The following is a 24721-nucleotide window of genomic DNA, read 5'->3' on the forward strand; positions in this document are numbered from 1 at the left end:
CCGGGCATCAGCCAGAACCAGATTCTGCAGCGTCGGCAAGATGGTCATAGGAGTAAAAAATGGATCTGATCCAAAAATTAGAGCAAGAAGAAATTGCTCGCCTCGGCAAAAACATCCCTGACTTTGCACCAGGTGACACAGTTGTTGTGAACGTCAACGTTGTTGAAGGTACACGCAAACGTGCACAGGCTTACGAAGGCGTAGTTATCTCCCGTCGTAACCGTGGTTTGAATTCCAACTTCATCGTCCGTAAGATTTCTTCCGGCGAAGGCGTTGAGCGTACATTCCAGTTGTACTCCCCACTGATCGCTTCTATCGAAGTGAAACGTCGCGGTGATGTACGTCGTGCAAAACTGTACTATCTGCGTGAACGCTCTGGTAAATCTGCTCGTATCAAAGAGAAATTGCCAGCACGTAAAGTTGTTGCAGCAAAAGCAGAGTAATATCTGGTCTTGCCGTATTGAAAAAGGATGCTCAGGCATCCTTTTTTTATTGCCCGGCCAAAGGCAAAATATGTCCAACAACAAGAAAACTATTCTGTATCGTGAGCAAACCAGTTTTTGATCCTCAATCTTTTCCTATCCATTCATTGGGAGAAGAAACGGCCGTGCCTGCCGAGCATCTGTCGCCAGCATGGCTGCGCCAGCGCTTCCTGCAGCATTATGAATGGTCGCCAGAAGTTGTTGATGAGAGTTTTTTCTCCAAAAACCTTCCTTTCAGAGCAGCTTCGGTTCTGATACCCATCGTCATGCGCGATGAGGGCCTGACCGTGCTCCTGACTGAAAGGGCCGCGCATCTACATCACCACCCTGGGCAAATCAGCTTTCCGGGCGGGCGTTTTGAGGATGAAGACATTGATCCGGTCACTACGGCCCTGCGTGAGGCAGAAGAAGAGATAGGCTTGCAACGTGAATATGTTGAAATTCTGGGGAGTCTGCCAGAATATAAAACGGGTACAGGCTATCAGGTCAGTCCCATAGTCTCATTGATCATGCCTGGTTTCCCCGTGCGTACCGATCCCTCGGAAGTCGCCTCGATTTTTGAAGTGCCGTTGAGTTTCCTGATGGATGGCAAAAATCACCAGCGCCGCAGCTTTGATTTGCCCGATAATGCAGGCAAACGGCATTTTTATGCCATGCCCTATGAGCAGCATTTTATCTGGGGTGCAACGGCTGGCATGCTGCGCAATCTGTTTCATTTCCTGCGTGCCTAAGACTCTAAAGTCTTTCCCAACAGAACAAAGCTTCATAATCTGGGCAAATCGGTTTACACTTGCCGCATTTGCAAATTGATTGTTTGCGGCATTGCGCTGCAACATAAGCCCAGTCTACCATGACCTTTATTTCCATCCTGTTAGCGCTGTTGATTGAGCAGCTCAAGCCCTTGCGGGCAGATAACCCTATCTATACGCAAATCCAGACGCTGGCTAATAAAATCGAAGCATCCTTTAATGCGGGCAAGGTCAAGCATGGCCGCCTGGGCTGGTGGATAGTCATCGCTTCGCTGACTTTGCCAACAGCCCTGATTTACTGGCTGTGCTTGCGCCTGAACCCGATTGCCGCCTTGCTGTGGAATGTGCTCATTGTTTACCTGACCCTGGGTTTCCGTCGCTATAGCCATTATTTCACATCAATACAACTGGCCCTGAGTTCTGGCGATGAAGATACCGCCAGACGTTATCTGGCAGAGTGGACGCATCTGGATACTACCGGCATGGATGTATCGGAAATTTCCAGGCTGGCAGTGGAACGCTCTTTGATCGCCACTCACCGCAATGTATTCGGCGTGTTCTTCTGGTTTTTGATGCCAGTAGGCCCAGCTTGCGCCGTCATGTATCGCGCAGCAGAATATCTGTCACGCGCCTGGAATGAACCTGAGCATATGAAAAACGAAGAATTTGGCATTTATGCAGCCAAAGTCTTTTACTGGATAGACTGGGTGCCAGCCCGCCTGACCGCCGTCGCCTTTGCCGTGGTCGGCAATTTTGAAGATGCTGTGTATTCCTGGCGCAATTATGCGGATCGCTGGTCGGACGAGTTGGTCGGTATCATTCTCTCTGCCGGTGGTGGTGCACTGGGCGTACGCCTCGGTGAACCAGAAGAAAAAGCCATGGTCTTGCAGGCAGATGCCACAGCAGTTGACGTCGATAGCCTGGAGCTGGAAAGCCAGCCTGGCGCAGAAGCTTCACCACGCGCCTTGCAAAGCGCCGTTGGCCTGGTATGGCGAGCCTTGTTGCTGTGGATGCTCTTGCTATTACTCCTTTCCTTCGCAGTCTGGATATAATTTAAAAGCTGGTTCTGTTAATGCAGTACCAGCTTTTTTGCTATGGCAGATCTGGATAAGATTTGGATATCTCGTGATGATATTCAGAATAGAAGGAGCATCGTATGTCAGAAAGCTTTGAAGGCCAGTGTCAGTGCGGTGAGGTGCAATACGAGGTAACAGGTGAGTCACTGACTTTGTTCACCTGCCACTGTCAGGATTGCCAGCGACAATCATCCAGTGCTTTTGGCATGGCGCTCTGGATACGCCTGGGTGATATGCTGCTAAAAACGGGTGAGCCCAAATTATGGGTGCGCAAAATGCCTTCAGGGCGTGAGATGGAATGCAGCTTTTGCCCGACTTGTGGCACACGCTTGTTCCATCGCTTGCTGGGACAGACAGAGATCATCAGCATTAAACCGGGTACACTGAACGATACCAGCAGCTTGCAGGCGGTCGCCCATATCTGGACCAGAAGTGCGCAGCCCTGGTTGAATCTGGATCAAGATTGCTTGCAATATGCTGACAACCCAGACGATTTCCAGATCCTGTTTGCCGCTTGGAAAAACAGAAATTTGCCGGATAAAACGAAAAAATAATGAAGAAAATTATTGCTCCTGGCATTTGCCTGCGCGCGTATGAGGCTGATGATGCTGATGTATTTGCTGCCGTAGTCCGTGAATCCGTTGAAACTGTAGGCCGCTGGATGGGCTGGTGCCATGCCGATTTTAATAGTGATCACGCACGTGAATGGTTTGCTGCATGTGATAAAGCGCGGGAAGAAGGCACTGCCTATGAGTTTGGTATCTTCAGCGAAGATGGCAAGGTATTGCTGGGTGGTGCGGGCTTGAATATGATCAGCAAGCTGCATAACTACTGCAATCTTGGTTACTGGATCAGGCAGTCTGAGCAAGACAAGGGCATCGCCACCAGGGCGACCATGTTGCTGGCAGACGCAGGCTTCAAGCAACTGGATTTCAATCGAATTGAGATAGTCGCTGCCGAAGGCAATATCAACAGTATCGCTGTTGCAAAAAAAGTTGGTGCGCAGCTTGAATGCCTGGCCCGCAATCGCCTCATCGTTGGTGGAGTGCCAGTCACAGCAGCAGTACATTCCTTGCTACGGGAAGACTGGCAGGCCAGCCTGACTTATGATGTACAAAAATAAGACGGGGGTTTATGTCTGAGCGAAATGCCAGTATAGATATTGCCAAAGGTCTGGGTATTATCCTGGTGGTCTTTGGACATAACTGGATCATCGCTCATGATCATGGCGAACTGTTTCGCATCATCTTTTCCTTCCACATGCCCCTGTTTTTCTTTTTGTCCGGGGCTGTCCTGCATCACGATACTGCTTTCAGGGATTTTCTGGCTTTCAAGGCAGATGCCTTGCTGAAGCCCTTCTTTGTCGTATTGTCAGTCTGGGGACTGGCGCGCATAGCCTTGTCGGGCGTGGATGCACGCAGCTATTTGCTCGGCATGCTATATGCCACTGGTAATACCATAGAGTGGGTGCCACTCTGGTATTTGCCGCATTTGTTTTTGGCCATGCTGCTGGCCTGGCTGATTTTGCGTCTGGCAAATCGCCTGCATGCCGGGTTATTGCTGCCAGTGTTTTGCATGGCTATTTTATTGGCTGCTGGAATAGCCTTTATACATATGTTGAGCCAATTGGACGCACAACAATTTGCTGGCTTGAATCTCTGGCTGGGTAATCATCAAGGCAATTTCCCGGGCTTGCCATGGAACCTGGATCTGATTGGCATCAGCACTGCCTTCGTCTTGCTGGGCTACGTGATGCATGAACATGTCATGCACTTTCGCTTCCAGTCCTGGATATTTACTATGGCGTTGCTGTTGTTTACGGCGCTGCATTTCTTTTTTGATGAAACCATAGATTTGAATATGCGCGTGTATGGCAACAGGTGGATATCAACTGCCCAGGCCTTGCTGGGCATTTATCTGCTCCTGTCAGTGTCGACCTGTTTGCAATACACTGGCAAATTGGGTAAGGCACTGGCTTATTTGGGCGCCAGCAGTTTATTCATCATGATCTTTCATTCATGGATAGAGTGGAAGGTATTTGCCATCCTGGCACGCTGGATTTCATTTAACTATCTGAATGCCAGCCTGGCATTTCTGGCAGGATTGTTGTTGCCATTGCTCTTATTGAGCCTGGTCAAAAAGAATAAGTTCCTGCATGCTTTGCTCTTGCCAGCAAGGCATATCCCCAAGCTGCGCACCGGGTTATAAGATACCGAAGGTGTCCGTTTCCGCACACTATTGCTGTTCATAAATGGACAAAGCAAGGCAGATGTCCAATCTGAACTACCTTAAGTCTGTATTAAGTCTATAAGCCTCTGGCTTTGTTTACCGCTGCCAGCATGCAGGATTACAATGGCTTGAAATTATATTCACCCGCAATTGTCGACCTGAGTTTCTTTCATCTTCTTCATGCCAGCCTCCACTACTGCAGCACACCCTGCAATTAATACTTCCATACTCATCATTGATGATGACCCCGATGTTGCATGCGCAGCCCAGTTATTATTGCGCAGGCATTACCAGCGTGTCAGCACCCTGACGGATACTGCGCAACTGAATTCCAGCTTGCAAGCGGCAATGCCGGATGTGGTCTTGCTGGACATGAATTTCACACCAGGCCGCACGGATGGTGCCGAGGGCCTGGCCTTGCTGAGCCAGTTACGCACACTCAATCCAGCTCCAGCCGTCATCATGATGACGGCTTATGCAGACGTCCCGCTGGCTGTCGAGGCCTTGAAACGCGGTGCCAGCGACTTCATTACCAAGCCCTGGAATAATGACAGACTGGTGGCAGCGGTGCAGAGCGCAGCCAGTCGCTATGGCAAGCAGGACTTGTCTTTACAGGATGAGGATTTTCCTGAATTGATGGGCCATGCAGCCAGCATGCGCGAGTTGAAATCCATCATCAGGAGCGTGGCGCCGACGGAGGCAAATGTCCTCATCCTCGGTGAAAATGGCGCAGGCAAGGAATTGGTGGCGCGTGCCATCCACCAGCATTCTGCACGCAGGGAAGCGACATTTTTGCCTGTCGACATGGGTAGCATACCCGAGTCGACCTTTGAAAGCGAAATGTATGGCCATAAAAAAGGGGCGTTCACCGATGCCAGGCAAGACCGGGCAGGGCGTTTTCAGACTGCTTCTGGCGGTGTACTTTTTCTCGATGAAATTGGTAATCTGCCTCTGGGTGCCCAGGCAAAATTACTGCATGCACTGGAGCGCCGCGAAATTACTCCCATAGGGGCAGACCGGGCAGAGAAAATCAATGTCCGCATCATCAGTGCCACCAATCTGAATGAGGCCAGTTTGTTCGATGCCAGTGTGTTTCGCACCGACCTCTTGTTTCGTCTCAATACCATCGTCTTGCGCATACCGCCATTGCGCGAACGGGTAGCTGATATCCCTATGCTGCTGGCTCATTACCTGCATGGCTATCAACAACAATATCAAAGACCAGCAAGAAATATTGATGGCAATGTAGTGGCAGCCTTGTCTGCCTATTCCTGGCCAGGCAATGTCAGGGAGCTGCGTCACGCCTGTGAAAGAGCGGTGATACTGGCGACTCAGGAAAACTACATGCTGGCAGATTTTGGTTTGCCATTTGCAGCGATAGCTGAGATTAAATCTGCCGCTGTACCGGTGACGCAAGTGGCAGTGGCGGAAGCCTCGACAGAAACAGTTATTACCAGCCCCGAATACACGCTGGCCGCACTGGAGCGCGAAACCATCGCCAATGCCATGAGCAAGGCAGAAGGAAATATCAGCCAGGCCGCCAAATTGCTGGGCCTGAGCCGTGCTGCACTCTACCGCAAGCTGGAAAAGCATGACATCTGATCCAAGTCCCGCCTGGCGCGGGAAATTGCTGACTGTCTGCGGCATGCTCATCATCGTCGGCGCTGCGACGGCCATGACGTATCTGCATACTGCCGGACAAAGTGATCAATTATTGCGCTGGTCGATAGTAATGGCATTGCTGGCTGTTTCTGGTTTGCTGATGTTTATCCGGGGCCTGAGCAGCCTGGCTGCGCCTCAGGCCAGGCCAGACGCTGGCAATCTATTGCCAGCCATGCAGCGCGATGGTTTGCAGCAAACGGCACTGACACTGGAAAGCCGGCTGGAGCATGCGCCCATTGCCCTGTTTTGTGTAGAGAGTAAAGGGCAGGAAAAAAATGTCAGCCCCCTGAACGGCAATGCCCGTCGCTTGATTGCACCTGGTCGCGTGATTGAAGTCAGCCAGCTGTATGAGCAAATCATTGCCCAGGCTGTGGGCAAGCGCAGCATGATTTGTTTTGAAACTGAGCAGGGACAGGAACGTGCCTTGCTGGCAAGCAGCAGTCTCACCCTGCAAAGCCAGGCACAACTCATCGTGGCATTGATGCCTGTAGAGTCTGAGCTGCAAATGGAGGCGCAACAGGCCTGGCAAAAACTCATCCGTGTACTCACGCATGAAATCATGAATTCGCTGACACCTGTCGCTTCCTTATCCAGCACCGCGCAAGATATGTTGAATGATCTGCAATTGCCCCAGCAAAATGCCGCCGACCTGGCGCTGGCACTTGATGCCATCAGCAGGCGTGCACATGGCCTGGTCAATTTTGTCGGCAGCTACCGCAGCCTGGCCAATGTGCCAGTGGCACAGCTTGAAAGAGTGCAATTGCAGGCTTTGCTGGCACGTATATCTTCATTGGTCAGCCCCATGTGGCAGTCCAGAGGCGGGGAAATACAGTTCAGTGTAGAGCCCGCCAACCTGGAAGCCATGCTAGACCCTGCGCAACTGGAACAGGCACTTATCAACCTCATCAAAAATGCCTTTGAGGCGACAGCAAGTGTCCAGCCCGCTATCGTCAGCATACGGGCCCAGCTTAGTCGTGGTGCACGCTTGCGCATAGAAGTCAGTGACAATGGGCCAGGGGTGCCCAAGGATTTGATCGCGCACATCTTCACGCCTTTCTTTTCTACCCGTGAGCATGGCAGTGGGATAGGGCTGGCGCTGGTCAGGCAATTGGTGCAGGGGAATGGGGGGACGGTGAGGTATGCGGATAGTGTGGGTGGTGGGGCGAGGTTTATTATTAGTTTGTGAGGTGTGGGGAGTTTTGTTTCAAGATGACAGTAGTGCGATGGCTGTGGTTTTTGCCTGGATAGCGTGCGCTATTGTGTATAGTTTTATTGGAATACCGTGTAGCGAACCCCGACTTGATAATTACTCACTCTTCTTAGCTACGTCATTCCAGCGTGCTTTTAGCTGGAATCCAGCGGCGTTTGTTGCATACTTGTGTCACGTGTAAAACGATTGGCCTTCGTAGAACCAAGCCGGGTCTCGGCCCGGCGGCCGAAATTCTTTCTTTGCGTCGCCAAAGAAAGAATTCAAAGAAAGGCGACCCAGGCGTAGCCGCCCCTGCGGGGTTCCCATTTGCGCAGTACAAAAAATGGGAAGATCCGAAACTCGCTGCGCTCAGACAGCGGCTCTTCTTGATCCATTTTCTGTACAGCACAAATGGCGTCTACACATGGGAACTGCGAACGTCAAAAGCAACCACAACCCCAGAGTCAAGCCCAACAGCAACAGCAACAGCAACGGCAACAGCAACGGCAACGGCAACGGCAAGTCGCCCGACTATTGTCTACCTTGTATTTTATTCAAGAGCAGTGATCAATCATGCATGTCAATTTAAACATGCAACACACCATAAGATTATCAATCACATAAACACTAGCCCGCTCTTTTCTTTACTAGCCCGCAAAATGCACTATATTGGCAGGGTAAGATTGCATGCTTTGCATCAAAGCCAGATATATCAGTGACGCCGGTTTTGATTCAAGTCTTCTATAAGATATAATATGGAAGTATATTGAAAGCTTGATGTCACATAATGATGTTAAGCTTAATTCACTCTTGCATCAGCAAGCCGAGCACATGGCCGAATCCACTAAAACGCAACAAGTCCGCGAGTTTTTCATCCAGGGTATAACCAGTGATGGCAAACAATTTCGCCCCAGCGATTGGGCAGAGCGCCTGTGCGGAGCCATGTCTTGTTTCAGCCCTGACGGTGGCAGGCACTCACACTTGCAATATTCACCTTACGTACGCCCGATATTGCTGAATGGTGTGCGTTCTGTCGTGGTCAATGAAGCCATCCGCGATATAGAGCCGCTGGCTTATCATTTTGTTCTCAGTTTTGCCAAAGATAATGATTTGCAAATTATCGATGCATGCCTGTTGCCTGAAGAACCCAAGGCTGACAAGTAAAGCGTCATGCCTTAAGCTGGGCTAATCCAGCTCATGTCTTGCATTACTTTGCGGTATCACACTGTCTGGTTTTGAAACGCCTCTATCACTTGCTGCCTTAACCAGCGGTTCGCCGGATCATTTTCCACATTCTGATGCCAGTACAAATACACATCCCATGAAGGCATGGCGGTGGGCAGTGGTAATATCTGATTATTGAATTGTTCATTCGCGATGCGTGCATAGCCTTCTGGCATCGTCAGCAGTAAATCTGTCTGGCTGACGACCCTGCATGCAGCAAAATAATGCTGGCAACGCAGGCGTATGCGTCTTTGCAGGCCCAGACGGCTCAGCTCAAAATCTTCCAGTCCCATGCCTTTGCGGCGTGAACTGGCGAGTATGTGTTCGGCCTGCATATAAGTGTCCAGATCCAGTTCACCCTGTATGACGGGGTGATCGCGTCTGGCCAGCACAACAGTGTTGCCTTGTACCACCATCTGGCGGTGTATCTCATTTGGCAATGGCAATAGCATATCAATCGCCAGATCAAGGCTGCCCGCCGCCAGCTCGCTGACCAGCTCCCGTCTCTCTACCTGTATCGCTGCCAAATTGATTTGTGGCGCTTGGCGGGTAATGCTCTCCATCAGCGGTGGCAGGGCAGTTGATTCCAACACATCACGCAAAGCCAGGTTGAACTGTTTGCTTGCCAGTGCCGGATCAAACTTGTCATTCTCGGTCAGCGTCACTTCCAGCCCGCGCAGTGCTTGCCGCACCGGCTCTATGATGCTGCGCGCCAGCGGGGTCGAAACCATCATCTGGCCCTGACGCACAAACAGCGGGTCGTTGAACAGTTGCCGCAGGCGGTTCAGTGCATGGCTGATGGCGGGCTGGGTCAGGTTCAGTTGCTGGCTGGCGCGGGTCACGCTGCCTTCGGTATAGATGGCAACAAAGACAGTGAACAGGTTTAAATCGACGCGGGATAAATGCATGAGATTAATTAATCTTGATAATAACTATTCATTTGATCAATTATAGTCCCGGGCTTACACTTTGTTCATCAATTTATAAGTGAAATATCACAGAGGAAGTAATGGCAGCTTTATATCTGGTCAGGCACGGGCAGGCTTCATTCGGCAACCAGAACTATGACCAATTGTCTGAACTGGGCGAACAGCAGGCAAGGCACTTGGGCCGCTGGTGGGCCGCGCGTGATATGCAGGTGTCAAGGGTAGTAACGGGCGCGCTGAAACGGCACCAGCAAACCGCGCAAGCCTGTCTATCTGAAATGCTGCAACAGGATGTTAATGGGCTGGATACCTCTGCCTGGCATTGCGATGCCGGTTTCAACGAATACAACCACCATGAAGTGCTGGCGCGGCACGTACCCGCTTTTGATGACCCGGCGGCGGTCAAGCATTTCCTCATGAATACGCCGAACGGCAAGCAAGCCTTCCAGGATATTTTTGCCCAGGCCATCAGCCGCTGGATGTCAGGCGAGTATGACGCTGAGTATGTAGAAAGCTGGAATGAATTCCGCCAGCGCTGCGTTATCGCCATGCACAAGCAACTGGCGCTTGCGGATGATGCAAAGAACATCGTCGTGTTCACTTCTGGCGGCACGATCTCGGCCTTATGCCAGCATGTGCTGGGCTTTCCTGATCCACGTTTTGCTGAACTCAACTGGTCATTGGTGAACAGCGCGGTCACGCGCTTTCATTTGCAGCCAACAGCCGAAGGCATGTTGCGTCCTGCGCTGGCTTACCTGAATAATTTTTCACATCTTGAAGTGTTGAATAACCCCAAAGCAATTACCTACGTTTAAGAACCTGTTTCAGATCTTACTGCGCGAGCGTGATCGAGATTCACGCGCTGATCAAAATGCTCATGTACTTAGAGTACATTCCGCTTTTTGCGCTGCTCTTCATCTCGCTGACGCCCGCTCGCTACAGATCGTAAACAGGTTCTAAGAAATAAGAGAGACAAGTTATGACAGCAATGTTTGATTTGACCGGCAAGGTCGCACTGGTCACCGGTGCCAGCCGTGGCATAGGTGAAGCCGTCGCCAAGACCCTGGCTGCCAATGGTGCCTATGTCATCGTGAGCAGCCGCAAGGCAGAAGCCTGCGAAGCCGTGGTGGCAGCAATTATTGCGGCGGGTGGCAAAGCAGAAGCTCGCGCCTGCCATATTGGTGAAATGGCGCAGATAGATACCTTGTTTGCCGACATTACAGCAGCGCATGGCAAGCTCGATATCCTCGTCAATAATGCTGCCACTAATCCTCACTTTGGGCATATCACCGAGACTGATGTCAGTGCCTTCCAGAAGACGGTCGATGTCAATATACGCGGCTATTTCTTCATGTCTTCAGCCGGTGCCAAACTGATGGCAAAAAATGGCGGTGGCAGTATCATCAATGTGGCTTCGGTTAATGGCGTGGTCCCAGGTGCGATGCAGGGAATTTATTCCATCACCAAGGCAGCAGTCATCGCCATGACCAAATCCTTCGCACAAGAGTGCGCACCCATGGGTGTGCGCGTGAATGCCTTGCTGCCGGGCGCAACCGATACCAAGTTTGCCTCGGCCTTGTTCCACAATCCTGTGATTCTCGAAAAAGCCCTGACCCGCATACCGATGAAGCGCATTGCCGAACCCGATGAAATGGCGGGCACGGTCTTGTACCTGGCATCGAATGCATCCAGCTATACGACAGGTGCCTGCATCAATGTTGATGGTGGTTATCTGGTTAGTTAATACAGTAAGGAGCAAGGCGTGATCATGAAACCGGCATACGTGGCAAGCAATCCAGATTACGCAATACAGCTTAAGAGCCTGGTGCTGGCCATGCCCATGGCGAAATGGCTGGGCATAGAATTTGTGAAGATAGCACCGGGTGAAGTGGAGCTGGAGATCACCTGTCGCGAAGAACTCAGTTTCGCACCTGGAAAGATGCAGGCCACAGCCATCTTTGCAGCCGCAGATTTTGCCGGCGTCTCTGCCGCTGGCACTCTGTTATCAGCAGGCTGGATCAACGCCAGTATAGATAGCAATTTGAAGATAGTCGCACCCGCCGATGGTGAAAAACTACGGGCACGCGGGCGTGTAGTTTCAAGCGGGAAGTTATTGACTGTCAGCGCTGCAGAGGTTTTCTCTGTACGCGATAGCGAAGAAGTTTTATGCGCAACAGCCTTGCTGACTGCGCGCAATATCGAACTACAAAGAAAATAAAGCGGACATATCCATGTCCATCTGGACCAACAAGGAAAAAGGAAACAAAATGGATTTTCAATACAGCCCCAAAGTCAAAGATTTGCAGGCACGTCTGATCGCCTTCATGGACGAGCACGTCTATCCAAACGAAAAAACTTTCTTTGGCGAGATCGCTGCCAACCGCAAGGCAGGCAATGCCTGGATACCAACCAAGGTCGTTGAGCAATTGAAAGCCAAGGCACGCGACGCCGGTTTGTGGAATCTGTTCCTGCCAGAATCTGGCCATGGCGCAGGTTTGACCAATCTCGAATATGCACCGTTGTGCGAAATCATGGGCCGCGCCGTCTGGGCACCAGAAGTATTCAATTGCTCGGCCCCTGATACCGGCAATATGGAAGTGTTTGCCCGCTATGGTACGCCTGAGCATCAGGAACAATGGCTCAAGCCCTTGCTGCGCGGTGAAATTCGCTCCTGCTTCGCCATGACAGAACCGGCAGTTGCTTCTTCTGATGCCACCAATATTGAATCATCGATAGTGCGTGATGGCGATGAGTACGTCATCAATGGTCGCAAATGGTGGTCGTCCGGTGCCAATGACCCACGCTGCAAAGTGTTTATCTTCATGGGCAAGAGTGATCCTGATAATGCGGATCGTCACAAGCAGCAATCCATGATCATCGTGCCGCGTGATACGCCGGGCGTGACTATCTTGCGCGCCTTGCCGGTATTCGGTTATGACGATGCACCGCATGGCCATGGCGAAGTGCTGTTTGAAAACGTGCGCGTACCCGCATCCAATATCTTGCTGGGTGAAGGCCGTGGTTTTGAAATTGCCCAGGGCCGTCTCGGACCTGGCCGTATTCATCACTGCATGCGCCTCATCGGTCTGGCAGAACGCGCACTGGAAGACATGTGCAAACGCTCTTTGACACGTGTGGCCTTTGGTAAGCGCGTAGCAGACCAGGGCGTGACGCTGGAACGTATTGCCAATGCCCGTATCCTCATTGACCAGGCGCGTTTTCTGGTCTTGAATGCAGCACAGATGATGGACACGGTAGGCAACAAGGCGGCAGCCAAAGAAATCGCCATGATCAAGGTGGCTGCACCGACCATGGCTTGCCAGGTCATAGACTGGGCCATACAGGCGCATGGTGGTGGCGGTGTGTCAGATGACTTCAACCTCGCTTATTCCTATGCACAGGCGCGCACCCTGCGCCTGGCCGATGGCCCGGATGAAGTACACAGGAATCAAATCGGCAAGATGGAGTTAAAGAAATATACGGAGAAAAAATAATTACTTGTAGTTTCTTAAGTGCGATTTACGGGTAGTTCCGGACTGGCTCTTCCTCTTTTTGAGGCAGGGCTTCTCCGACGTTAACTTCCTGGTTGGCTGACATTTTCAAATTATTCTTAAAAAAGAGAGAGACAAAAATGCGCGACTTACAACCCTGGATCAAATCTTACCCTGCAGGCGTACACTGGGACGCCGACCTGCCTATCAGCAGCGTGCCACAATTGCTGCATGATGCCGTTGCCAAATGGCCAGACTTGCCAGCCCTGGAATTCATGGGCAAGAAAACCAGTTATGCAGAATTGCAAAAACTGGTGAACCAGGCCACCAAAGGTTTCCAGCAACTGGGCGTGAAGCCTGGCGTACATGTGGGCCTGTATTTGCCGAATACACCGCATTACGTCATCAGCTTCTTTGCGATATTGCAGGCTGGTGGCACCGTCGTGAATTACTCGCCGCTGGATGCAGAGAAAGTACTGGAGCATAAAATCTCTGACAGCCATACCGATATGCTGGTGACGCTGGACATGATCATGCTGTACCCGCAAATGGCCAAGATGCTGGGGCATACCCGCCTGCAAAAACTCATCATAGGCAATATCCCGGAAATGACACCTTACCCGGATGCAGTCAGGGCGAATCTGGACAAGGCAGCGCAGTTGAGTGTTATCCCTGACGATGCCCAACATTTACTGTTCGCAAAACTGCTGGACAATGATGGTGACTATACGCCCATCCCGGCAATCGACCCCAAAGAAGCCATTGCTACCCTGCAATACACCGGTGGCACCACAGGCTTGCCCAAGGGTGCCATGCTTACCCATGGCAACCTCACCACGGCTTGCAGCCAGATCATGGAAACCACCAATATTGAGCCGCGTGTACTGGAAGAGGGCAAAGAAAAACTGCTGGCTGTACTGCCGCTGTTTCACATCTATGCCCTGACGGTAGACATGCTGTTTGGTATCCGCCTGGGTGCAGAGATAGTCTTGCATACCCGTTTTGATGCTGATGCCGTGGTCAAGGATCTGGCGAATAAAAAAATCACCGTATTCCCCGGCGTCCCCACCATGTATACCGCCATCATCAACCATCCGCAAATCAAGGAATATGATCTCAGTGCCTTGAAGTTTTGCAACTCTGGCGGCGCACCCTTGCCGACAGAAGTACTGCAACAATTCCAGGCATTGACAAGCTGCACCCTGCTGGAAGGCTGGGGCATGACTGAGACTTCGCCGACTGGTACGTTTACGCCCTTGGGCGGCATGCGCAAGGCTGGTTCATGTGGTTTGCCTACGCCAGGCATACGCTTTAAATTCGCCAGCATTGATGATGTACGTCAGGAGGTGGCTCTGGGTGAGCGTGGCGAAATCTGCGTGGCTGGCGCCAACATCATGAAAGGCTACTGGAACAAGCCAGATGCCAACCGTGATGCGTTTACGGCTGACGGTTACTTCCGCACTGGTGATGTTGGCTATATGGATGCGGATGGTTTTGTCTACATTGTCGACCGCACCAAGGACATGATCTTGTCTGGTGGCTATAACGTTTATCCGCGCAATATAGAAGAAGCGATCTATGAACACCCGGCTGTCGCCGAAGTCAGCGTCATTGGTATCCCCGATGCATATCGAGGGCAAGCGGCCAAGGCCTTTATCAAGCTCAAGACCGGGCATGCAGCCTTCAGTTTTGAAGAACTGAAAGACTTCCTCAAGGAGCGACTGGGTAAACATGAAATGCCGCAAGCCATGGACATACGTGCTGAATTGCCCAAGACACCGGTAGGCAAATTGTCGAAAAAAGAATTATATGAAGAAGAGGCAAAGAAAAGGGCCGCTGCCTGATTAAATCAAGCAGGCAAGTCTGATCAAGCCTGCAAAACAGTTTTTGCGCGTTTATGCGGCTTTCTGGTTGCTTCCCGAAAAGCCGCATTTTTTTATTTTGATATCTTATCCTGGAGTTGTACCTGCAAGGATTGCAAATCTTTAAGGCTATGCTCAACAACGATAGTCTCAGTATTTGCCGCCTTGCTCTGGCTGCTGACCTGTAGTTCAGGCACGGCTTTTCTTGGCCTTACAGGCTGGGGGTGGTGCAGGAAGAACATGGCTTGCTCCTTGAATGTGCTGCAGCAGATGGAGACTTGATCTGAAAATTCAAGTGAGTGCCTCTTGCATAACAGTTAAACGTTTCGTCTGGATTCGCTTAGCGGGTCATGAGGCTTGCAATTGCCGCCAGTCCTGAAGCTAAATATTTTCCCCAAGTCTGTCATCAATTCGATATTGACAGTGTAGGGGTCGCCCAGTGCAGAACGGAAATAGTGCAAACGCTCATCATATTCAGGCTGGAAATCAATTTCTATCTTCGCTGCTTTTAGCCAGTCTTCTGGAATACCTTGCTTATTCATGATGACACGCAGCTTCACTTTATAGTCATGCATGACAGCATTAAATTCTGTGCTTTCCGGTGTGCAGACGATATTCAGCAAATCCAGAGTAAGTAAAGAAATCGTCTGATCTTGAGCAAACCGGCAAAGCTTGCCCAAGGCCCAATAGCCTTCGAGATCATTGTTCCGGCTATTAAAGCTGTCAGCAATTCCCGCTGCTATCGATTTGAGTTGTCTTCTGCGCGGCATGGATACTCCTTGCACCTTGACCAGTTTGCTTAGACTAAATTTATCAACGCGCTACGCAAATCTGGATAATCAAACACAAAACCGTCTTCTGCTAATTTTGCTGGCACCACACGCTGGCCTTCCAGTAATAAATCAGCTTGTTCACCCAGCATCAGGCGCATAGGCCAGCCTGGGGTAGGGAAGAAGCTGGGGCGACGCAAAACACTTGCAGCAATGCTGCTGAACTGTTTTTGTGTCACTGCCCCGGGTGTTGTGAAATTATACGCGCTGTCCAGTGGCAGACTGGCTTCATGTTGCCAGAGATGAGCAATGCCGCGCAGCACATCATGCACATGTATCCATGATTGCCATTGCTTGCCGCTACCAAGTGCCCCACCCAGGCCCAGCTTGATGGGCAGGAGCATCATGCCCAGCGCACCTTGCTGTCCAAGTACCACGCCCAGGCGCATCCTGGCTACCTTGACGCCGTAAGTGCTGGCGGCCTGGTTGGCATGTTCCCATTCCTGGCAAAGTTCTGACATGAAAATGGATTGTGGTACGGCACTTTCAGATAATTCCCTTTCATCGCCAGGGGCTTGTATGCCGTAGTAGCCGATGGCAGAAGCGGCCAGCAAAAGCCTGGGTTTGCTTTCTGCGCGGGCTATCCACTCCGTGATTTGCTTAGTCAGGCCAGCACGGCTTTGGCGCAATTCAGCCTTGCGTTTTTCTGACCAGCGCCAGCCCAGTATGCGTTCGCCCGCCAGGTTGATGATGACATCGACATGCTGATTTGCTGGCAATTCCTGCATGGACGCGATGACTCTCACCCTTCCGTCAAATTTCCAGCAGGCTTGTCTGGGTTTGCGACTCAGCACAGTCACTTGCTGGCCATCTGCCAGCAAGGCCTTTACCAGCAGTGTGCCGATAAAGCCTGTTGCACCGGTGACCAATACCTGCTCTGACTTATCGCTGAAGTGTATGGTGCTTAAGTGCTTTTCTTTCTCTGCCAGTTTGCCCAGGCGTAGTGCAGCCAGGCCATCGCGTATGCCAGAGATGCCCACGCCCAAGCCGCACAAGGCCAGGAAGACACTGAGCCATCCTTGAGGTTGCCACAGCATTTGTGTAGGGGAGGCAAACCACTCGGGCGTATTCAATATCAATAAAGTGATGAAGGCACCACCATTGATGGCGAGTATGGTATGCGTCACACGCTCTGTGGCAGGTAAAAGACGGGTCTGGTCTTCTATGACGAAGTCCCATAAGGTCAGAATGATCTCGATACCAAATACCAGTAATAGCACGATGGCCCAGGCACCATGCCATGCCCATGCCGACAAGCCGATGAAGAGCAAGCTGTAGATGAGTGCACGAGTGGCGTGTATGCCCAGTTCTGTGTGGGCGCTGGCGCGTTGCGGCAGTGCTTCAGTCAGTTCATGATGGTAGAGGGTATCGAAAGCGCCGAGCAAGCCTTGCGCGGCCATTAACTGCAGGGCAATTAAGTGTGTGTTCATGATGCAGCCTCAGTATGAATTTCCTTGAATACGCCTATTTGGGTAAACGTGCGGCCAAACAGGGCGTGTTTGATTTCTATGCGTATATTGAATTGCTCAGGGTTGTCATTCCTATGGCAAAGATAAGTTTTGCCCGGTGTGAAAATACCGGGTATGGGAATGCGATAACCCAGCACATCCCAGAAATAACCATCGCTGGTGAAGTAGAGATTACCTTCATGCACGTGCAGGCGCAGCTTCATGCCCAGGCCCATGCCCACATATTCGAGCACTTCGCCTTTTTCACTTTCCTGCATATATGACGTGAATTGTATTGGCGGCCTGTTGTGCAGGCGGTATATCCTTTGCTTGAAGATGGAAGGGCAATCCGGCTTGGAATACACCATGATATCGACAGGGAAATCATGATCGGTATAAGGAATCAATGCCCCGGCTATCATGGGCTTGGTCAGGTGACCCAATAGTTTGCCTATTCTTGAGCAGCTTAATTCGCTGAGCACTCCCGTGTAATACAGTGGCTTGTCTGGCTCTGGATTTTTGGCAAACCGGGCCTGGATATCTGGGTGTAGTTTCAGCCATTCCTTGCCCAGGATTTTTCTGAACAACTCGCCTTCTGACGGGATGGGTTTGCTATCTGGGTTCATACTTTTCTTTCAGTTACAGGTGCATCCAATTTCCATAATGCCAGCAGAGGCGGGATCATGCTCAGCACGGCAAAGGCATCTATCCAGACATTAATGCGCATATCTGCCTGCATGGAAATCAGCATGTCTTGCGGCGCCCAAACCAGTATGCCTATCATCAGCCATAGCCATGCAAAGCGGCTGCGGTGTTGATTGCCGAGATAAATCAATGCACCCATCCACAAGCCCACTGTTTGTACGGTGGCACCAAACAGACTCATCCACCAGACTTGCATATTGCGTGCCGCATCTGGCGCTGCCAGGGGCCAGAAATGGCTTTCTATGAGCTGGTGATACACCTCGACCAGACCAGTGCTACTGATCCACGGTAGCAAGAGGCCGATAATGAAATGAGCGAAAGCGGCGGCGTACAACCAGCGTATCAGCCAGGGTCTGATGCGATTTCGTTGTTCATGTGACATATATTTTCCTTTATTTCTTTAATTTCTGTTGTTACAGAAATTAAAGGCGAATTGGGGGCGCATGTCAAGCAATTTGCGGCATATCTTTCCGGCCAGACCATGACGTACAATCCACGCTGTGTCCATCTTCCACATACCAAGCGCATAAAAAATGAAAGTCCTGCTCGTCGAAGACGATCCCATGATAGGTGAAAATATACAGATCGCACTTGAAAGTGAAGCCAATCTGGTTGACTGGCTCAGCAATGGCGAAGCGGCAGAGGCTGCCCTGCAATTTCATAGCTATGACGTGTTATTGCTGGACCTGAGCCTGCCTCAGCGTGACGGCATGGATATTTTGAAAGCCCTGCGCAAGCGTGGTGATACCTTGCCCGTGCTGGTCATGACGGCACGCGACGCCGTACCAGACAGGGTGCGTGGCCTGCATGCCGGTGCGGACGATTATCTGGTCAAACCTTTCGACCTCGATGAGCTGCTGGCCCGCATGCATGCACTGGTAAGGCGTTCACATGGCCGGGCTGATACCTCTTACGTTTGTGGCGAGGTGGTCGTCAATACCACCACCCGCCAGGTATTCAATGGTGCAGAGCAAGTCATACTCTCATCGCGTGAATGGACCATACTTGATGCTTTGGTGGCGCGCCCTGGTGCCATACTCTCGCGTAGCCGTCTGGAAGACCAGCTGTTTGGCGCTACTTCAGAGATAGAAAGCAATGCAGTCGAAGTGTATATCCACGGCCTGAGAAAAAAACTGGGGCAAAAATTCATCGTCAATGTGCGTGGCGTCGGCTATATGGTAGAGAAAAGCACATGAAGTCTTTGCGCCTGCAAATGATGCTCTTGTTTGGTATCGCCATTCTGGCCGCTGCTGCCTTGCAGTTTGCCAGCTCACTGCATGCCGCCATAGGTGAAGCCAACAAGCTGTTTGATTATCATATGCAGCAAATGGCACTGGCCTTGCAGGATGGCGATTTTGATCAGGTCGACTGGCATAACCTGCCAGGTACGGAGATTGATGATTTCGATTTTGTCGTGCAAGTCTGGTCAGAAGACGGCGCCAGGGTTTACCAGTCACGCCAGCACCGCAGCCTGCCCAAGCAGGCGGCACTTGGTTATTCAACCGCGACGCTGGAAAACGGTGACTGGCGCGTGTATGCTGCCGAAGAAAACAAGCGCGTCATCCAGGTAGCGCAAAAAATGAGCTCACGCAGGGACCGTGCCATTTCTTTTGCTCTCAGTACCTTGTGGCCGGTGATACCTGTGTCCCTGCTGCTGTTTTGCGCGGTCTGGTGGGGCATCAACTCAGTGCTTGCGCCTTTGAATCGCATAGGGAGCGAGTTAGCCAACCGCAATGCCAATTCTACTGATCCCGTATCGTCAGATGGCGTGCCAAAAGAAGTGTCGCTACTGGTGACGGAATTGAATTCCCTGTTGAGCCGCATGGGTTTGGCGATACAGTCGCAACAACGTTTTGTTGCAGATGCCGCGCATGAACTCAGGTCGCCCATCACCGCCTTGCGCTTGCAGGTGCAAAACCTCGGCAGGGTCAAGGATGAAAAAAGTCACGAGCAAGCCATCAATCGCCTGCTCGGTGGTGTTGACCGTGCTTCACGCCTGGTCGAACAGTTGCTGGCACTGGCCAGGCAAGACCCAACTTCACAAGCTAGCCTGAGTTTTCAAAACATCACGCTGAACACCTGTATAGAGCAGGCCGTCAGCGATGTCATGCCCTTTGCGCAATCCAGAAAAATCACCATCAATGCAGAAATGGATAAGCCTGTCGAATTGGAAGGTGATAGCGAGAGCCTGCGCATCATGATACGCAACCTGCTCGACAATGCCGTGCGCTATATACAGGACGAGGGTAGGGTGCAGATCAGTCTCAGCCATGACAAGGATGGCTTGCGGCTAGGCATACAGGACACTGGCGACGGCATCGCGCCAGAAGAACGTGAGCGTATCTTTGACCGCTTTTATCGCGTAGCAGGGACTAATAAAAGCGGCAGCGGCCTGGGTTTGGCCATCGCCAAGGCTATCGCCGACCGGCATCATGCGACGATCAATCTGGCCGATGCAGCCCTGGGTGGGTTGGAAGTGATTATCCTGTTTCCGGCCAAAAACACCCAGATAAGCTGAAAAAATACGCAGTTTTTAGAGAAAAACCTTCTGTTTAGTTGATATCAAGCTCGGTTTTTAAGATTCGCCTAAGTTTCTTAAGGCAAGATGGCAACGTTTCATATTACCTGATAGCGTCTGTAGCCTGCATCAGGTTTGAATCGACCAATTAAAACTCAGAGGATATCCATATGCGTGCAATGAACACTATCAAAAACCTGGCTGGTCTGGCAGCAGTCGCTGTATTTCTGGCAGCTTGCAGCACACCAATCAAAACGACAGAAACCCCAAAAGACCCAGTTGTCGTTGTGCCTGATGGCAAAGGCAAAGACAAAAAAGACGTAGTTACTTTGGATAACAGGGGGCCTGAAGGCTATGATATGCAAGGTAACCGCAGCGTTTATTTCGATTTCGACCAATACATCGTTAAATCAGAATTTGCCCCTGCAGTTAATTCCCATGCCAAGAAACTGAGCGCTGACAAGGGCAAAAAAATCCTGATCCAGGGTAATACGGATGAGCGCGGCGGCCGCGAATACAATCTGGCATTGGGCCAGAAACGTGCAGAAGCGGTGCGCAAGTCTTTGTCCCTGCTGGGCGTGCCTGAAGCGCAAATGGAAGCAGTGTCCCTGGGTAAAGAAAAACCGAAGGCCACAGGTAGCGATGAAGCTTCATGGGCAGAAAACCGCCGTGCAGATATTATCTATTCCGGCAAGTAATTTTTTGCATTACTAAAACCAGCTTGCATCCGGTGGCAGAAATTTGTCCCCTGTATGCAAGCTGGTTTTTCTCTATAATGCTTACGTAAACCTGTTTTGATCTGATGCTTTGAGCATTGGTCATCTGAGCAGTTTTTCGTTAGCCTTATTTGTTTAATCCCGTGACAGAATCGATGTGCCCAGATGTTGAAGCCCAAGTTGTTAGTTGTCCTGATGTTGTACTGTGGCAGCCTGTCTGCCATGCAATTGAGTGCCCAGAACGCCATCGTCGTTGACGAGCGTAATGGCCAGGTTCTGCTGGAAAAGAATGCCGATGTGGTAGTGCCTATTGCCTCGTTGACCAAGCTCATGACAGCCATGGTGCTGCTCGACAGCAAAGCGAATATGGATGAGAAAATCTCCATAGAAGAAGAGGATAAAGACCAGCTCAAGCATAGCCGCTCCCATGTCCCGATAGGCTCAAGCCTGACGCGCAGGGAAGCCTTGCAACTAGCACTGATGTCTTCTGATAACCGTGCTGCAGCCGCACTGTCCCGCACTTATCCTGGTGGTCAGGGTGCATTCATGGTCGCTGTCAAATCCAAATTGATTGCCCTGGGAATGAGTCATACCTTCATTCGCGAAGCGACAGGCTTGTCGCCAGAAAATACTTCGACAGCTGCTGATCTGGTGAAGATGGCGCAAGCTGCATCACGCTATCCGGAAATTGCCGACATCACGACCGACAGTGAAGACAGCGTCACTCTGAAGAATGGGCTTAGCCGTGAATTCCACAACACCAACCGCCTGATCGGCAGAAAAGGCTGGGACATCCTGCTATCAAAAACCGGCTTCACCAATGAAGCGGGTGCTTGTCTCATCATGCGAGTCAAATTGGCTGGCAAAAAAGCCACCATGATTTTGCTGAATGCACGGGCAGGGTCGGCGCGCTGGACCGACGCCCTGAATATAGGGAAATTGCTGGGCTATAAAGAAGAAATCAAGGCCAAGATAAGCAGGAGACATAGGCGTCATCGCTGAGCTTGTCTCGCCCATGTCAATGCGCTTGTTTGGTGATAAGTGGATGTTAGCAGCTTGTGCTAGCATGACTATTCTCACATGAAGCCTGACAGGTAAAACCATGACCCGCTTGGTAGAAATCCGCACTTATCGTCTCAAACCCGGCGTTGCCGAGGCCTTCCATCATGCCGTGCATACCCTTGCTGTGCCCATGCTGAAAAGCAGGAATATGGATGTAGTCGCTTACGGACATTCTGATCATGAAGAAGCGACTTATTATCTGGTACGTTCTTATGCCAGTCGCGCCGCTTTGGAAGCTGAGCAAGATGCCTTCTATGGCTCCAGCGAATGGAAAAATGGCCCAAGGGCAGAGCTGGTTGACCGCATCGAGACGTATATGAATACCCTGGTCTGGTTGTCAGAAGAAGGCATTGCCAGTATGCGTGAACTTAATCAGCCTTAAAGGGCTTAGTCCACCACAGCGGCGATATCTGGCACGGTTACGGCTAACAGTACTCAGCCTGGGTTTTACGCAGCCTCATTATCCTGATCAAAAGCCTGCCTCGATAATTTAATTTTCTCAAAATTCTTGTCTGCCCAGTCTACCAGGGCGCCCAAAGGCAGCATGACTGAGGCCCCTAGCGCCGTCAGTTCATATTCCACACTGGGTGGTTTGGTCGGGAACACCTTACGGCTCAATAAACCATCTCTTTCCAAATCACGCAAAGACTGGGTCAGCATGCGCTTGGAAATGTCAGGCACCTGCTTATGTAGCTGACTAAAGCGCAGAGGGCCTGCTTGCAGCGTCAGCAAGATCAGCGGCGTCCATTTGGTGCTGATATGGTCAAGCACATTCCTGACCGGGCACATAGCCGTATCAAAATCAGATGCCATACCCATGCGCTTGACCGGGTTCACTTCAGGTAACCTTGGCATGAAAAACTGCCTCCTTATAATTTTTAGACATAGTCTCTATTGTATACCTTATCGGTTTTACGTCGAAATCAGGAAAGACTTTGTTATGAAAAAACAGATATATCGTTACAAGAAAAACCTGGGCCTGGGCGTCATGTCTGCGTGCACCTTATCCGCTATGTTGATGGCTCTGCCATTGGCCAGCTATGCACAGGAGCCAGTTGTCGGGGTTGAAAATCCAGACCTGCTGTTCACCAGTAGCGATCCAAAGCTGCATGCCAACAAGCAGGTGGTCTATCACATCGTGAAAGACTTGCTGGAGGCGGGGCATTGGGAAATGGCAGACAAGTATTTGTCCAGACGCTACCTGCAGCATAACCCGAATGCAGCGTCGGGTCTTGATGGCGTGCTCAGGTATTTTGTCGAAGTAAGAAATGTCCAGGCTACACCGATACCCAAAAAAATGACGAAACCCGTGGTTGCCGTCATTGCCGAAGGTGACCTGGTAACGGTCATGTATCCCTTGCCAGTCAGGGACAAGACCACCGGACAGCTTTTATACACCACCACCTGGTTTGATACCTGGCGGATAGTGGATGGAAAGGCAGATGAACACTGGGATTCTGCACTTAAAAATTGAGTCATCTTGATGAATGTTGACGAATGTGATTTAACCGGAGAAATAAATATGATCGCAGTAACAGGTGGAAGTGGGCAATTGGGACGTCTGGTGATACAGGCCTTGCTGGGTACAGTCCCGGCGAATCAGATCGTTGCCATCGTCAGGGATGTCAGCAAGGCAGAGGATTTGCGCGCCGGTGGAGTGCAGGTTCGCCAGGGCGATTACAGCCAGCCAGAGACGTTGGCGACAACCTTGCAGGGAGTGAAAAAAGTCTTGCTGGTATCCTCCAGTGAAATTGGGCAAAGACTGGAACAGCACAACAATGTGGTGCAGGCCGCAAAGAATACAGGCGTGGAATTAATTGCCTACACCAGCATCCTGCACGCAGATACTTCACCACTCTTGCTGGCCCAGGAGCATATAGCGACAGAACAACTGATACGCGACAGCGGCTTGCCTTTCGTCTTCTTGCGCAATGCCTGGTATATAGAAAACTATTTTTCTGCAGTGGGCACTGCCCTGCAAACTGGAAAGGTATTTGGGGCGGCAGGTGATGGTAAATTCTCCGCGGCTTCCCGTGCAGATTTTGCCGCGGCGGCGGCTGCAGTACTGACTGGTCATGATCAGGGCGGCAAGATCTATGAACTGGCTGGTGACCAGGCATTCACTCTCGCAGAGTTGGCTGCGACCCTGGCTGAACTGTCAGGCAAACCTGTCGCCTATGTGAATCATAGCGAGATTGAATATAAAGACCTGCTCGTCTCATTTGGTTTGCCAGACGGCTTTGCCCATATCCTGGCGCAATCAGATACAGGCGCTGCACAAGGTGGCCTGTATGACGATAGTGGCCAGCTGTCCAAACTGATACAGCGGCCAACGGCGACTTTGCGTTCTGTGCTGCAAGCGCATTTGGCGACGATGTAAATTGATTTTCAGCGTAAGCCAAGCTAAGCCAGTAAAGCTGCTACCAGCAGTTTTGCTGGCTTTTCTTCAAATTGCATTTATTTTAAAGCCTCAGATCGGGGTTTTAGTCATCGAAATCCTGCATTCATCGGATTACATGAGCTGGCGACGACGATACCCCATAGCATCCACA

Annotated in this window: 28 protein-coding genes; 21 read left to right on the forward strand and 7 right to left on the reverse strand. The window is 51.1% G+C overall.

Annotated features, from left to right (window positions below; translation table 11 throughout):
- Positions 1-59 precede the first annotated feature (59 nt).
- The 9 genes from rplS to DFR42_RS15200 all read left to right on the forward strand — a co-directional run bounded on the left by rplS (position 60) and on the right by DFR42_RS15200 (position 8551).
- Positions 60-443, forward strand: a complete 384-nt coding sequence (gene rplS / locus DFR42_RS15155; protein WP_110255826.1) for a 50S ribosomal protein L19 — start codon at positions 60-62, stop codon at positions 441-443.
- A gap of 101 nt (positions 444-544) precedes the next feature.
- On the forward strand, positions 545-1213 hold the full coding sequence (locus DFR42_RS15160) for a CoA pyrophosphatase (protein ID WP_110255827.1): 669 nt from the start codon (positions 545-547) through the stop codon (positions 1211-1213).
- A 119-nt stretch (positions 1214-1332) separates the two neighbouring features.
- Entirely contained in the window at positions 1333-2283 is a 951-nt protein-coding gene (locus tag DFR42_RS15165) for a CobD/CbiB family protein (RefSeq protein ID WP_110255828.1), read from the forward strand.
- Positions 2284-2387: 104 nt separating this feature from the next.
- Positions 2388-2861, forward strand: a complete 474-nt coding sequence (locus DFR42_RS15170; protein WP_110255829.1) for a GFA family protein — start codon at positions 2388-2390, stop codon at positions 2859-2861.
- Positions 2861-3430 carry a GNAT family N-acetyltransferase gene (locus DFR42_RS15175; RefSeq protein ID WP_110255830.1) on the forward strand — a complete coding sequence of 190 codons (570 nt, stop codon included), beginning with the start codon at positions 2861-2863 and terminating at the stop codon, positions 3428-3430. The genes DFR42_RS15170 and DFR42_RS15175 overlap by 1 nt, the downstream gene beginning before the upstream one ends.
- Before the next feature lie 11 nt (positions 3431-3441).
- Positions 3442-4515, forward strand: a complete 1074-nt coding sequence (locus tag DFR42_RS15180) for an acyltransferase family protein (protein WP_110255831.1) — start codon at positions 3442-3444, stop codon at positions 4513-4515.
- 201 nt (positions 4516-4716) lie between these two features.
- Positions 4717-6138 (forward strand): sigma-54-dependent transcriptional regulator, encoded by a 1422-nt coding sequence (locus DFR42_RS15185; RefSeq protein WP_110255832.1) that lies wholly within the window; start codon positions 4717-4719, stop codon positions 6136-6138.
- Positions 6128-7384, forward strand: coding sequence for a sensor histidine kinase (locus DFR42_RS15190; protein ID WP_245936988.1), 1257 nt, complete (start codon positions 6128-6130; stop codon positions 7382-7384). The genes DFR42_RS15185 and DFR42_RS15190 overlap by 11 nt, the downstream gene beginning before the upstream one ends.
- An 834-nt stretch (positions 7385-8218) precedes the next feature.
- A complete protein-coding gene (locus DFR42_RS15200; RefSeq protein ID WP_110255905.1) occupies positions 8219-8551 on the forward strand; it encodes a DUF3579 domain-containing protein in 333 nt (110 codons plus the stop codon).
- A 56-nt stretch (positions 8552-8607) separates the two neighbouring features.
- Here the strand turns inward: DFR42_RS15200 and DFR42_RS15205 are convergent, their stop codons facing one another.
- A complete protein-coding gene (locus tag DFR42_RS15205) occupies positions 8608-9519 on the reverse strand; it encodes a LysR family transcriptional regulator (RefSeq protein ID WP_110255833.1) in 912 nt (303 codons plus the stop codon).
- 101 nt (positions 9520-9620) lie between these two features.
- Between DFR42_RS15205 and DFR42_RS15210 the strand changes: the two genes are divergently transcribed.
- The 5 genes from DFR42_RS15210 to DFR42_RS15230 all read left to right on the forward strand — a co-directional run bounded on the left by DFR42_RS15210 (position 9621) and on the right by DFR42_RS15230 (position 14872).
- On the forward strand, positions 9621-10352 hold the full coding sequence (locus tag DFR42_RS15210; RefSeq protein ID WP_110255834.1) for a histidine phosphatase family protein: 732 nt from the start codon (positions 9621-9623) through the stop codon (positions 10350-10352).
- Between the two features lie 164 nt (positions 10353-10516).
- Positions 10517-11281, forward strand: a complete 765-nt coding sequence (locus tag DFR42_RS15215; protein ID WP_110255835.1) for an SDR family oxidoreductase — start codon at positions 10517-10519, stop codon at positions 11279-11281.
- A 24-nt stretch (positions 11282-11305) separates the two neighbouring features.
- A complete protein-coding gene (locus DFR42_RS15220; RefSeq protein WP_110255836.1) occupies positions 11306-11755 on the forward strand; it encodes a PaaI family thioesterase in 450 nt (149 codons plus the stop codon).
- Positions 11756-11804: 49 nt separating this feature from the next.
- Complete coding sequence (locus DFR42_RS15225) at positions 11805-13031, forward strand: acyl-CoA dehydrogenase (protein WP_110255837.1); 1227 nt, start codon at positions 11805-11807, stop codon at positions 13029-13031.
- 137 nt (positions 13032-13168) lie between these two features.
- Positions 13169-14872 carry a long-chain-fatty-acid--CoA ligase gene (locus DFR42_RS15230; protein ID WP_110255838.1) on the forward strand — a complete coding sequence of 568 codons (1704 nt, stop codon included), beginning with the start codon at positions 13169-13171 and terminating at the stop codon, positions 14870-14872.
- Between the two features lie 92 nt (positions 14873-14964).
- Here the strand turns inward: DFR42_RS15230 and DFR42_RS29240 are convergent, their stop codons facing one another.
- The 5 genes from DFR42_RS29240 to DFR42_RS15250 all read right to left on the reverse strand — a co-directional run bounded on the left by DFR42_RS29240 (position 14965) and on the right by DFR42_RS15250 (position 18255).
- Entirely contained in the window at positions 14965-15132 is a 168-nt protein-coding gene (locus tag DFR42_RS29240) for a hypothetical protein (protein WP_170133540.1), read from the reverse strand.
- A 75-nt stretch (positions 15133-15207) separates the two neighbouring features.
- Positions 15208-15660, reverse strand: a complete 453-nt coding sequence (locus tag DFR42_RS15235; protein ID WP_110255839.1) for a hypothetical protein — start codon at positions 15658-15660, stop codon at positions 15208-15210.
- 29 nt (positions 15661-15689) lie between these two features.
- Positions 15690-17150, reverse strand: a complete 1461-nt coding sequence (locus DFR42_RS15240) for a TIGR01777 family oxidoreductase (RefSeq protein WP_110255840.1) — start codon at positions 17148-17150, stop codon at positions 15690-15692.
- Complete coding sequence (locus DFR42_RS15245; RefSeq protein WP_110255841.1) at positions 17147-17794, reverse strand: DUF4166 domain-containing protein; 648 nt, start codon at positions 17792-17794, stop codon at positions 17147-17149. The genes DFR42_RS15240 and DFR42_RS15245 overlap by 4 nt, the downstream gene beginning before the upstream one ends.
- Complete coding sequence (locus DFR42_RS15250) at positions 17791-18255, reverse strand: cell division protein (protein ID WP_110255842.1); 465 nt, start codon at positions 18253-18255, stop codon at positions 17791-17793. The genes DFR42_RS15245 and DFR42_RS15250 overlap by 4 nt, the downstream gene beginning before the upstream one ends.
- 151 nt (positions 18256-18406) lie before the next feature.
- Here DFR42_RS15250 and DFR42_RS15255 point away from each other — a divergent pair, with 151 nt between their 5' ends.
- The 5 genes from DFR42_RS15255 (at position 18407) to DFR42_RS15275 (ending at position 22551) form a co-directional block, all read left to right on the forward strand.
- Complete coding sequence (locus DFR42_RS15255) at positions 18407-19069, forward strand: response regulator (RefSeq protein ID WP_110255843.1); 663 nt, start codon at positions 18407-18409, stop codon at positions 19067-19069.
- Positions 19066-20391: an ATP-binding protein gene (locus tag DFR42_RS15260; RefSeq protein WP_110255844.1), complete on the forward strand. Its 1326-nt coding sequence runs from the start codon at positions 19066-19068 to the stop codon at positions 20389-20391. The genes DFR42_RS15255 and DFR42_RS15260 overlap by 4 nt, the downstream gene beginning before the upstream one ends.
- Before the next feature lie 179 nt (positions 20392-20570).
- Positions 20571-21089 carry a peptidoglycan-associated lipoprotein Pal gene (gene pal, locus DFR42_RS15265; RefSeq protein WP_110255906.1) on the forward strand — a complete coding sequence of 173 codons (519 nt, stop codon included), beginning with the start codon at positions 20571-20573 and terminating at the stop codon, positions 21087-21089.
- Between the two features lie 183 nt (positions 21090-21272).
- A complete protein-coding gene (locus DFR42_RS15270; RefSeq protein WP_110255845.1) occupies positions 21273-22109 on the forward strand; it encodes a serine hydrolase in 837 nt (278 codons plus the stop codon).
- Positions 22110-22209: 100 nt separating this feature from the next.
- A complete protein-coding gene (locus tag DFR42_RS15275; protein WP_110255846.1) occupies positions 22210-22551 on the forward strand; it encodes an NIPSNAP family protein in 342 nt (113 codons plus the stop codon).
- Between the two features lie 65 nt (positions 22552-22616).
- Here DFR42_RS15275 and DFR42_RS15280 read toward each other — a convergent pair whose 3' ends face one another.
- Entirely contained in the window at positions 22617-23024 is a 408-nt protein-coding gene (locus tag DFR42_RS15280; protein WP_110255847.1) for a winged helix-turn-helix transcriptional regulator, read from the reverse strand.
- Positions 23025-23109: 85 nt separating this feature from the next.
- Here DFR42_RS15280 and DFR42_RS15285 point away from each other — a divergent pair, with 85 nt between their 5' ends.
- Positions 23110-23643, forward strand: a complete 534-nt coding sequence (locus tag DFR42_RS15285; protein ID WP_245936989.1) for a nuclear transport factor 2 family protein — start codon at positions 23110-23112, stop codon at positions 23641-23643.
- A gap of 48 nt (positions 23644-23691) precedes the next feature.
- Positions 23692-24549 carry an SDR family oxidoreductase gene (locus DFR42_RS15290; RefSeq protein ID WP_110255848.1) on the forward strand — a complete coding sequence of 286 codons (858 nt, stop codon included), beginning with the start codon at positions 23692-23694 and terminating at the stop codon, positions 24547-24549.
- Positions 24550-24721 lie beyond the last annotated feature (172 nt).

It is taken from the genome of Undibacterium pigrum (assembly GCF_003201815.1).
Taxonomy (GTDB): domain Bacteria; phylum Pseudomonadota; class Gammaproteobacteria; order Burkholderiales; family Burkholderiaceae_D; genus Undibacterium; species Undibacterium pigrum.

What these genes read in the sequence shown, in the direction of transcription:
- rplS (WP_110255826.1), top strand. Translation starts at nt 60, where the DNA reads ATGGATCTGATCCAAAAATTAGAGCAAGAAGAAATTGCTCGCCTCGGC.
- DFR42_RS15165 (WP_110255828.1), top strand. Translation starts at nt 1,333, where the DNA reads ATGACCTTTATTTCCATCCTGTTAGCGCTGTTGATTGAGCAGCTCAAG.
- DFR42_RS15170 (WP_110255829.1), top strand. Translation starts at nt 2,388, where the DNA reads ATGTCAGAAAGCTTTGAAGGCCAGTGTCAGTGCGGTGAGGTGCAATAC.
- DFR42_RS15175 (WP_110255830.1), top strand. Translation starts at nt 2,861, where the DNA reads ATGAAGAAAATTATTGCTCCTGGCATTTGCCTGCGCGCGTATGAGGCT.
- DFR42_RS15180 (WP_110255831.1), top strand. Translation starts at nt 3,442, where the DNA reads ATGTCTGAGCGAAATGCCAGTATAGATATTGCCAAAGGTCTGGGTATT.
- DFR42_RS15185 (WP_110255832.1), top strand. Translation starts at nt 4,717, where the DNA reads ATGCCAGCCTCCACTACTGCAGCACACCCTGCAATTAATACTTCCATA.
- DFR42_RS15190 (WP_245936988.1), top strand. Translation starts at nt 6,128, where the DNA reads ATGACATCTGATCCAAGTCCCGCCTGGCGCGGGAAATTGCTGACTGTC.
- DFR42_RS15200 (WP_110255905.1), top strand. Translation starts at nt 8,219, where the DNA reads ATGGCCGAATCCACTAAAACGCAACAAGTCCGCGAGTTTTTCATCCAG.
- DFR42_RS15205 (WP_110255833.1), bottom strand. Translation starts at nt 9,519, where the DNA reads ATGCATTTATCCCGCGTCGATTTAAACCTGTTCACTGTCTTTGTTGCC.
- DFR42_RS15210 (WP_110255834.1), top strand. Translation starts at nt 9,621, where the DNA reads ATGGCAGCTTTATATCTGGTCAGGCACGGGCAGGCTTCATTCGGCAAC.
- DFR42_RS15215 (WP_110255835.1), top strand. Translation starts at nt 10,517, where the DNA reads ATGACAGCAATGTTTGATTTGACCGGCAAGGTCGCACTGGTCACCGGT.
- DFR42_RS15220 (WP_110255836.1), top strand. Translation starts at nt 11,306, where the DNA reads ATGAAACCGGCATACGTGGCAAGCAATCCAGATTACGCAATACAGCTT.
- DFR42_RS15225 (WP_110255837.1), top strand. Translation starts at nt 11,805, where the DNA reads ATGGATTTTCAATACAGCCCCAAAGTCAAAGATTTGCAGGCACGTCTG.
- DFR42_RS15230 (WP_110255838.1), top strand. Translation starts at nt 13,169, where the DNA reads ATGCGCGACTTACAACCCTGGATCAAATCTTACCCTGCAGGCGTACAC.
- DFR42_RS29240 (WP_170133540.1), bottom strand. Translation starts at nt 15,132, where the DNA reads ATGTTCTTCCTGCACCACCCCCAGCCTGTAAGGCCAAGAAAAGCCGTG.
- DFR42_RS15235 (WP_110255839.1), bottom strand. Translation starts at nt 15,660, where the DNA reads ATGCCGCGCAGAAGACAACTCAAATCGATAGCAGCGGGAATTGCTGAC.
- DFR42_RS15240 (WP_110255840.1), bottom strand. Translation starts at nt 17,150, where the DNA reads ATGAACACACACTTAATTGCCCTGCAGTTAATGGCCGCGCAAGGCTTG.
- DFR42_RS15245 (WP_110255841.1), bottom strand. Translation starts at nt 17,794, where the DNA reads ATGAACCCAGATAGCAAACCCATCCCGTCAGAAGGCGAGTTGTTCAGA.
- DFR42_RS15250 (WP_110255842.1), bottom strand. Translation starts at nt 18,255, where the DNA reads ATGTCACATGAACAACGAAATCGCATCAGACCCTGGCTGATACGCTGG.
- DFR42_RS15255 (WP_110255843.1), top strand. Translation starts at nt 18,407, where the DNA reads ATGAAAGTCCTGCTCGTCGAAGACGATCCCATGATAGGTGAAAATATA.
- DFR42_RS15260 (WP_110255844.1), top strand. Translation starts at nt 19,066, where the DNA reads ATGAAGTCTTTGCGCCTGCAAATGATGCTCTTGTTTGGTATCGCCATT.
- pal (WP_110255906.1), top strand. Translation starts at nt 20,571, where the DNA reads ATGAACACTATCAAAAACCTGGCTGGTCTGGCAGCAGTCGCTGTATTT.
- DFR42_RS15270 (WP_110255845.1), top strand. Translation starts at nt 21,273, where the DNA reads ATGTTGAAGCCCAAGTTGTTAGTTGTCCTGATGTTGTACTGTGGCAGC.
- DFR42_RS15275 (WP_110255846.1), top strand. Translation starts at nt 22,210, where the DNA reads ATGACCCGCTTGGTAGAAATCCGCACTTATCGTCTCAAACCCGGCGTT.
- DFR42_RS15280 (WP_110255847.1), bottom strand. Translation starts at nt 23,024, where the DNA reads ATGCCAAGGTTACCTGAAGTGAACCCGGTCAAGCGCATGGGTATGGCA.
- DFR42_RS15285 (WP_245936989.1), top strand. Translation starts at nt 23,110, where the DNA reads ATGAAAAAACAGATATATCGTTACAAGAAAAACCTGGGCCTGGGCGTC.
- DFR42_RS15290 (WP_110255848.1), top strand. Translation starts at nt 23,692, where the DNA reads ATGATCGCAGTAACAGGTGGAAGTGGGCAATTGGGACGTCTGGTGATA.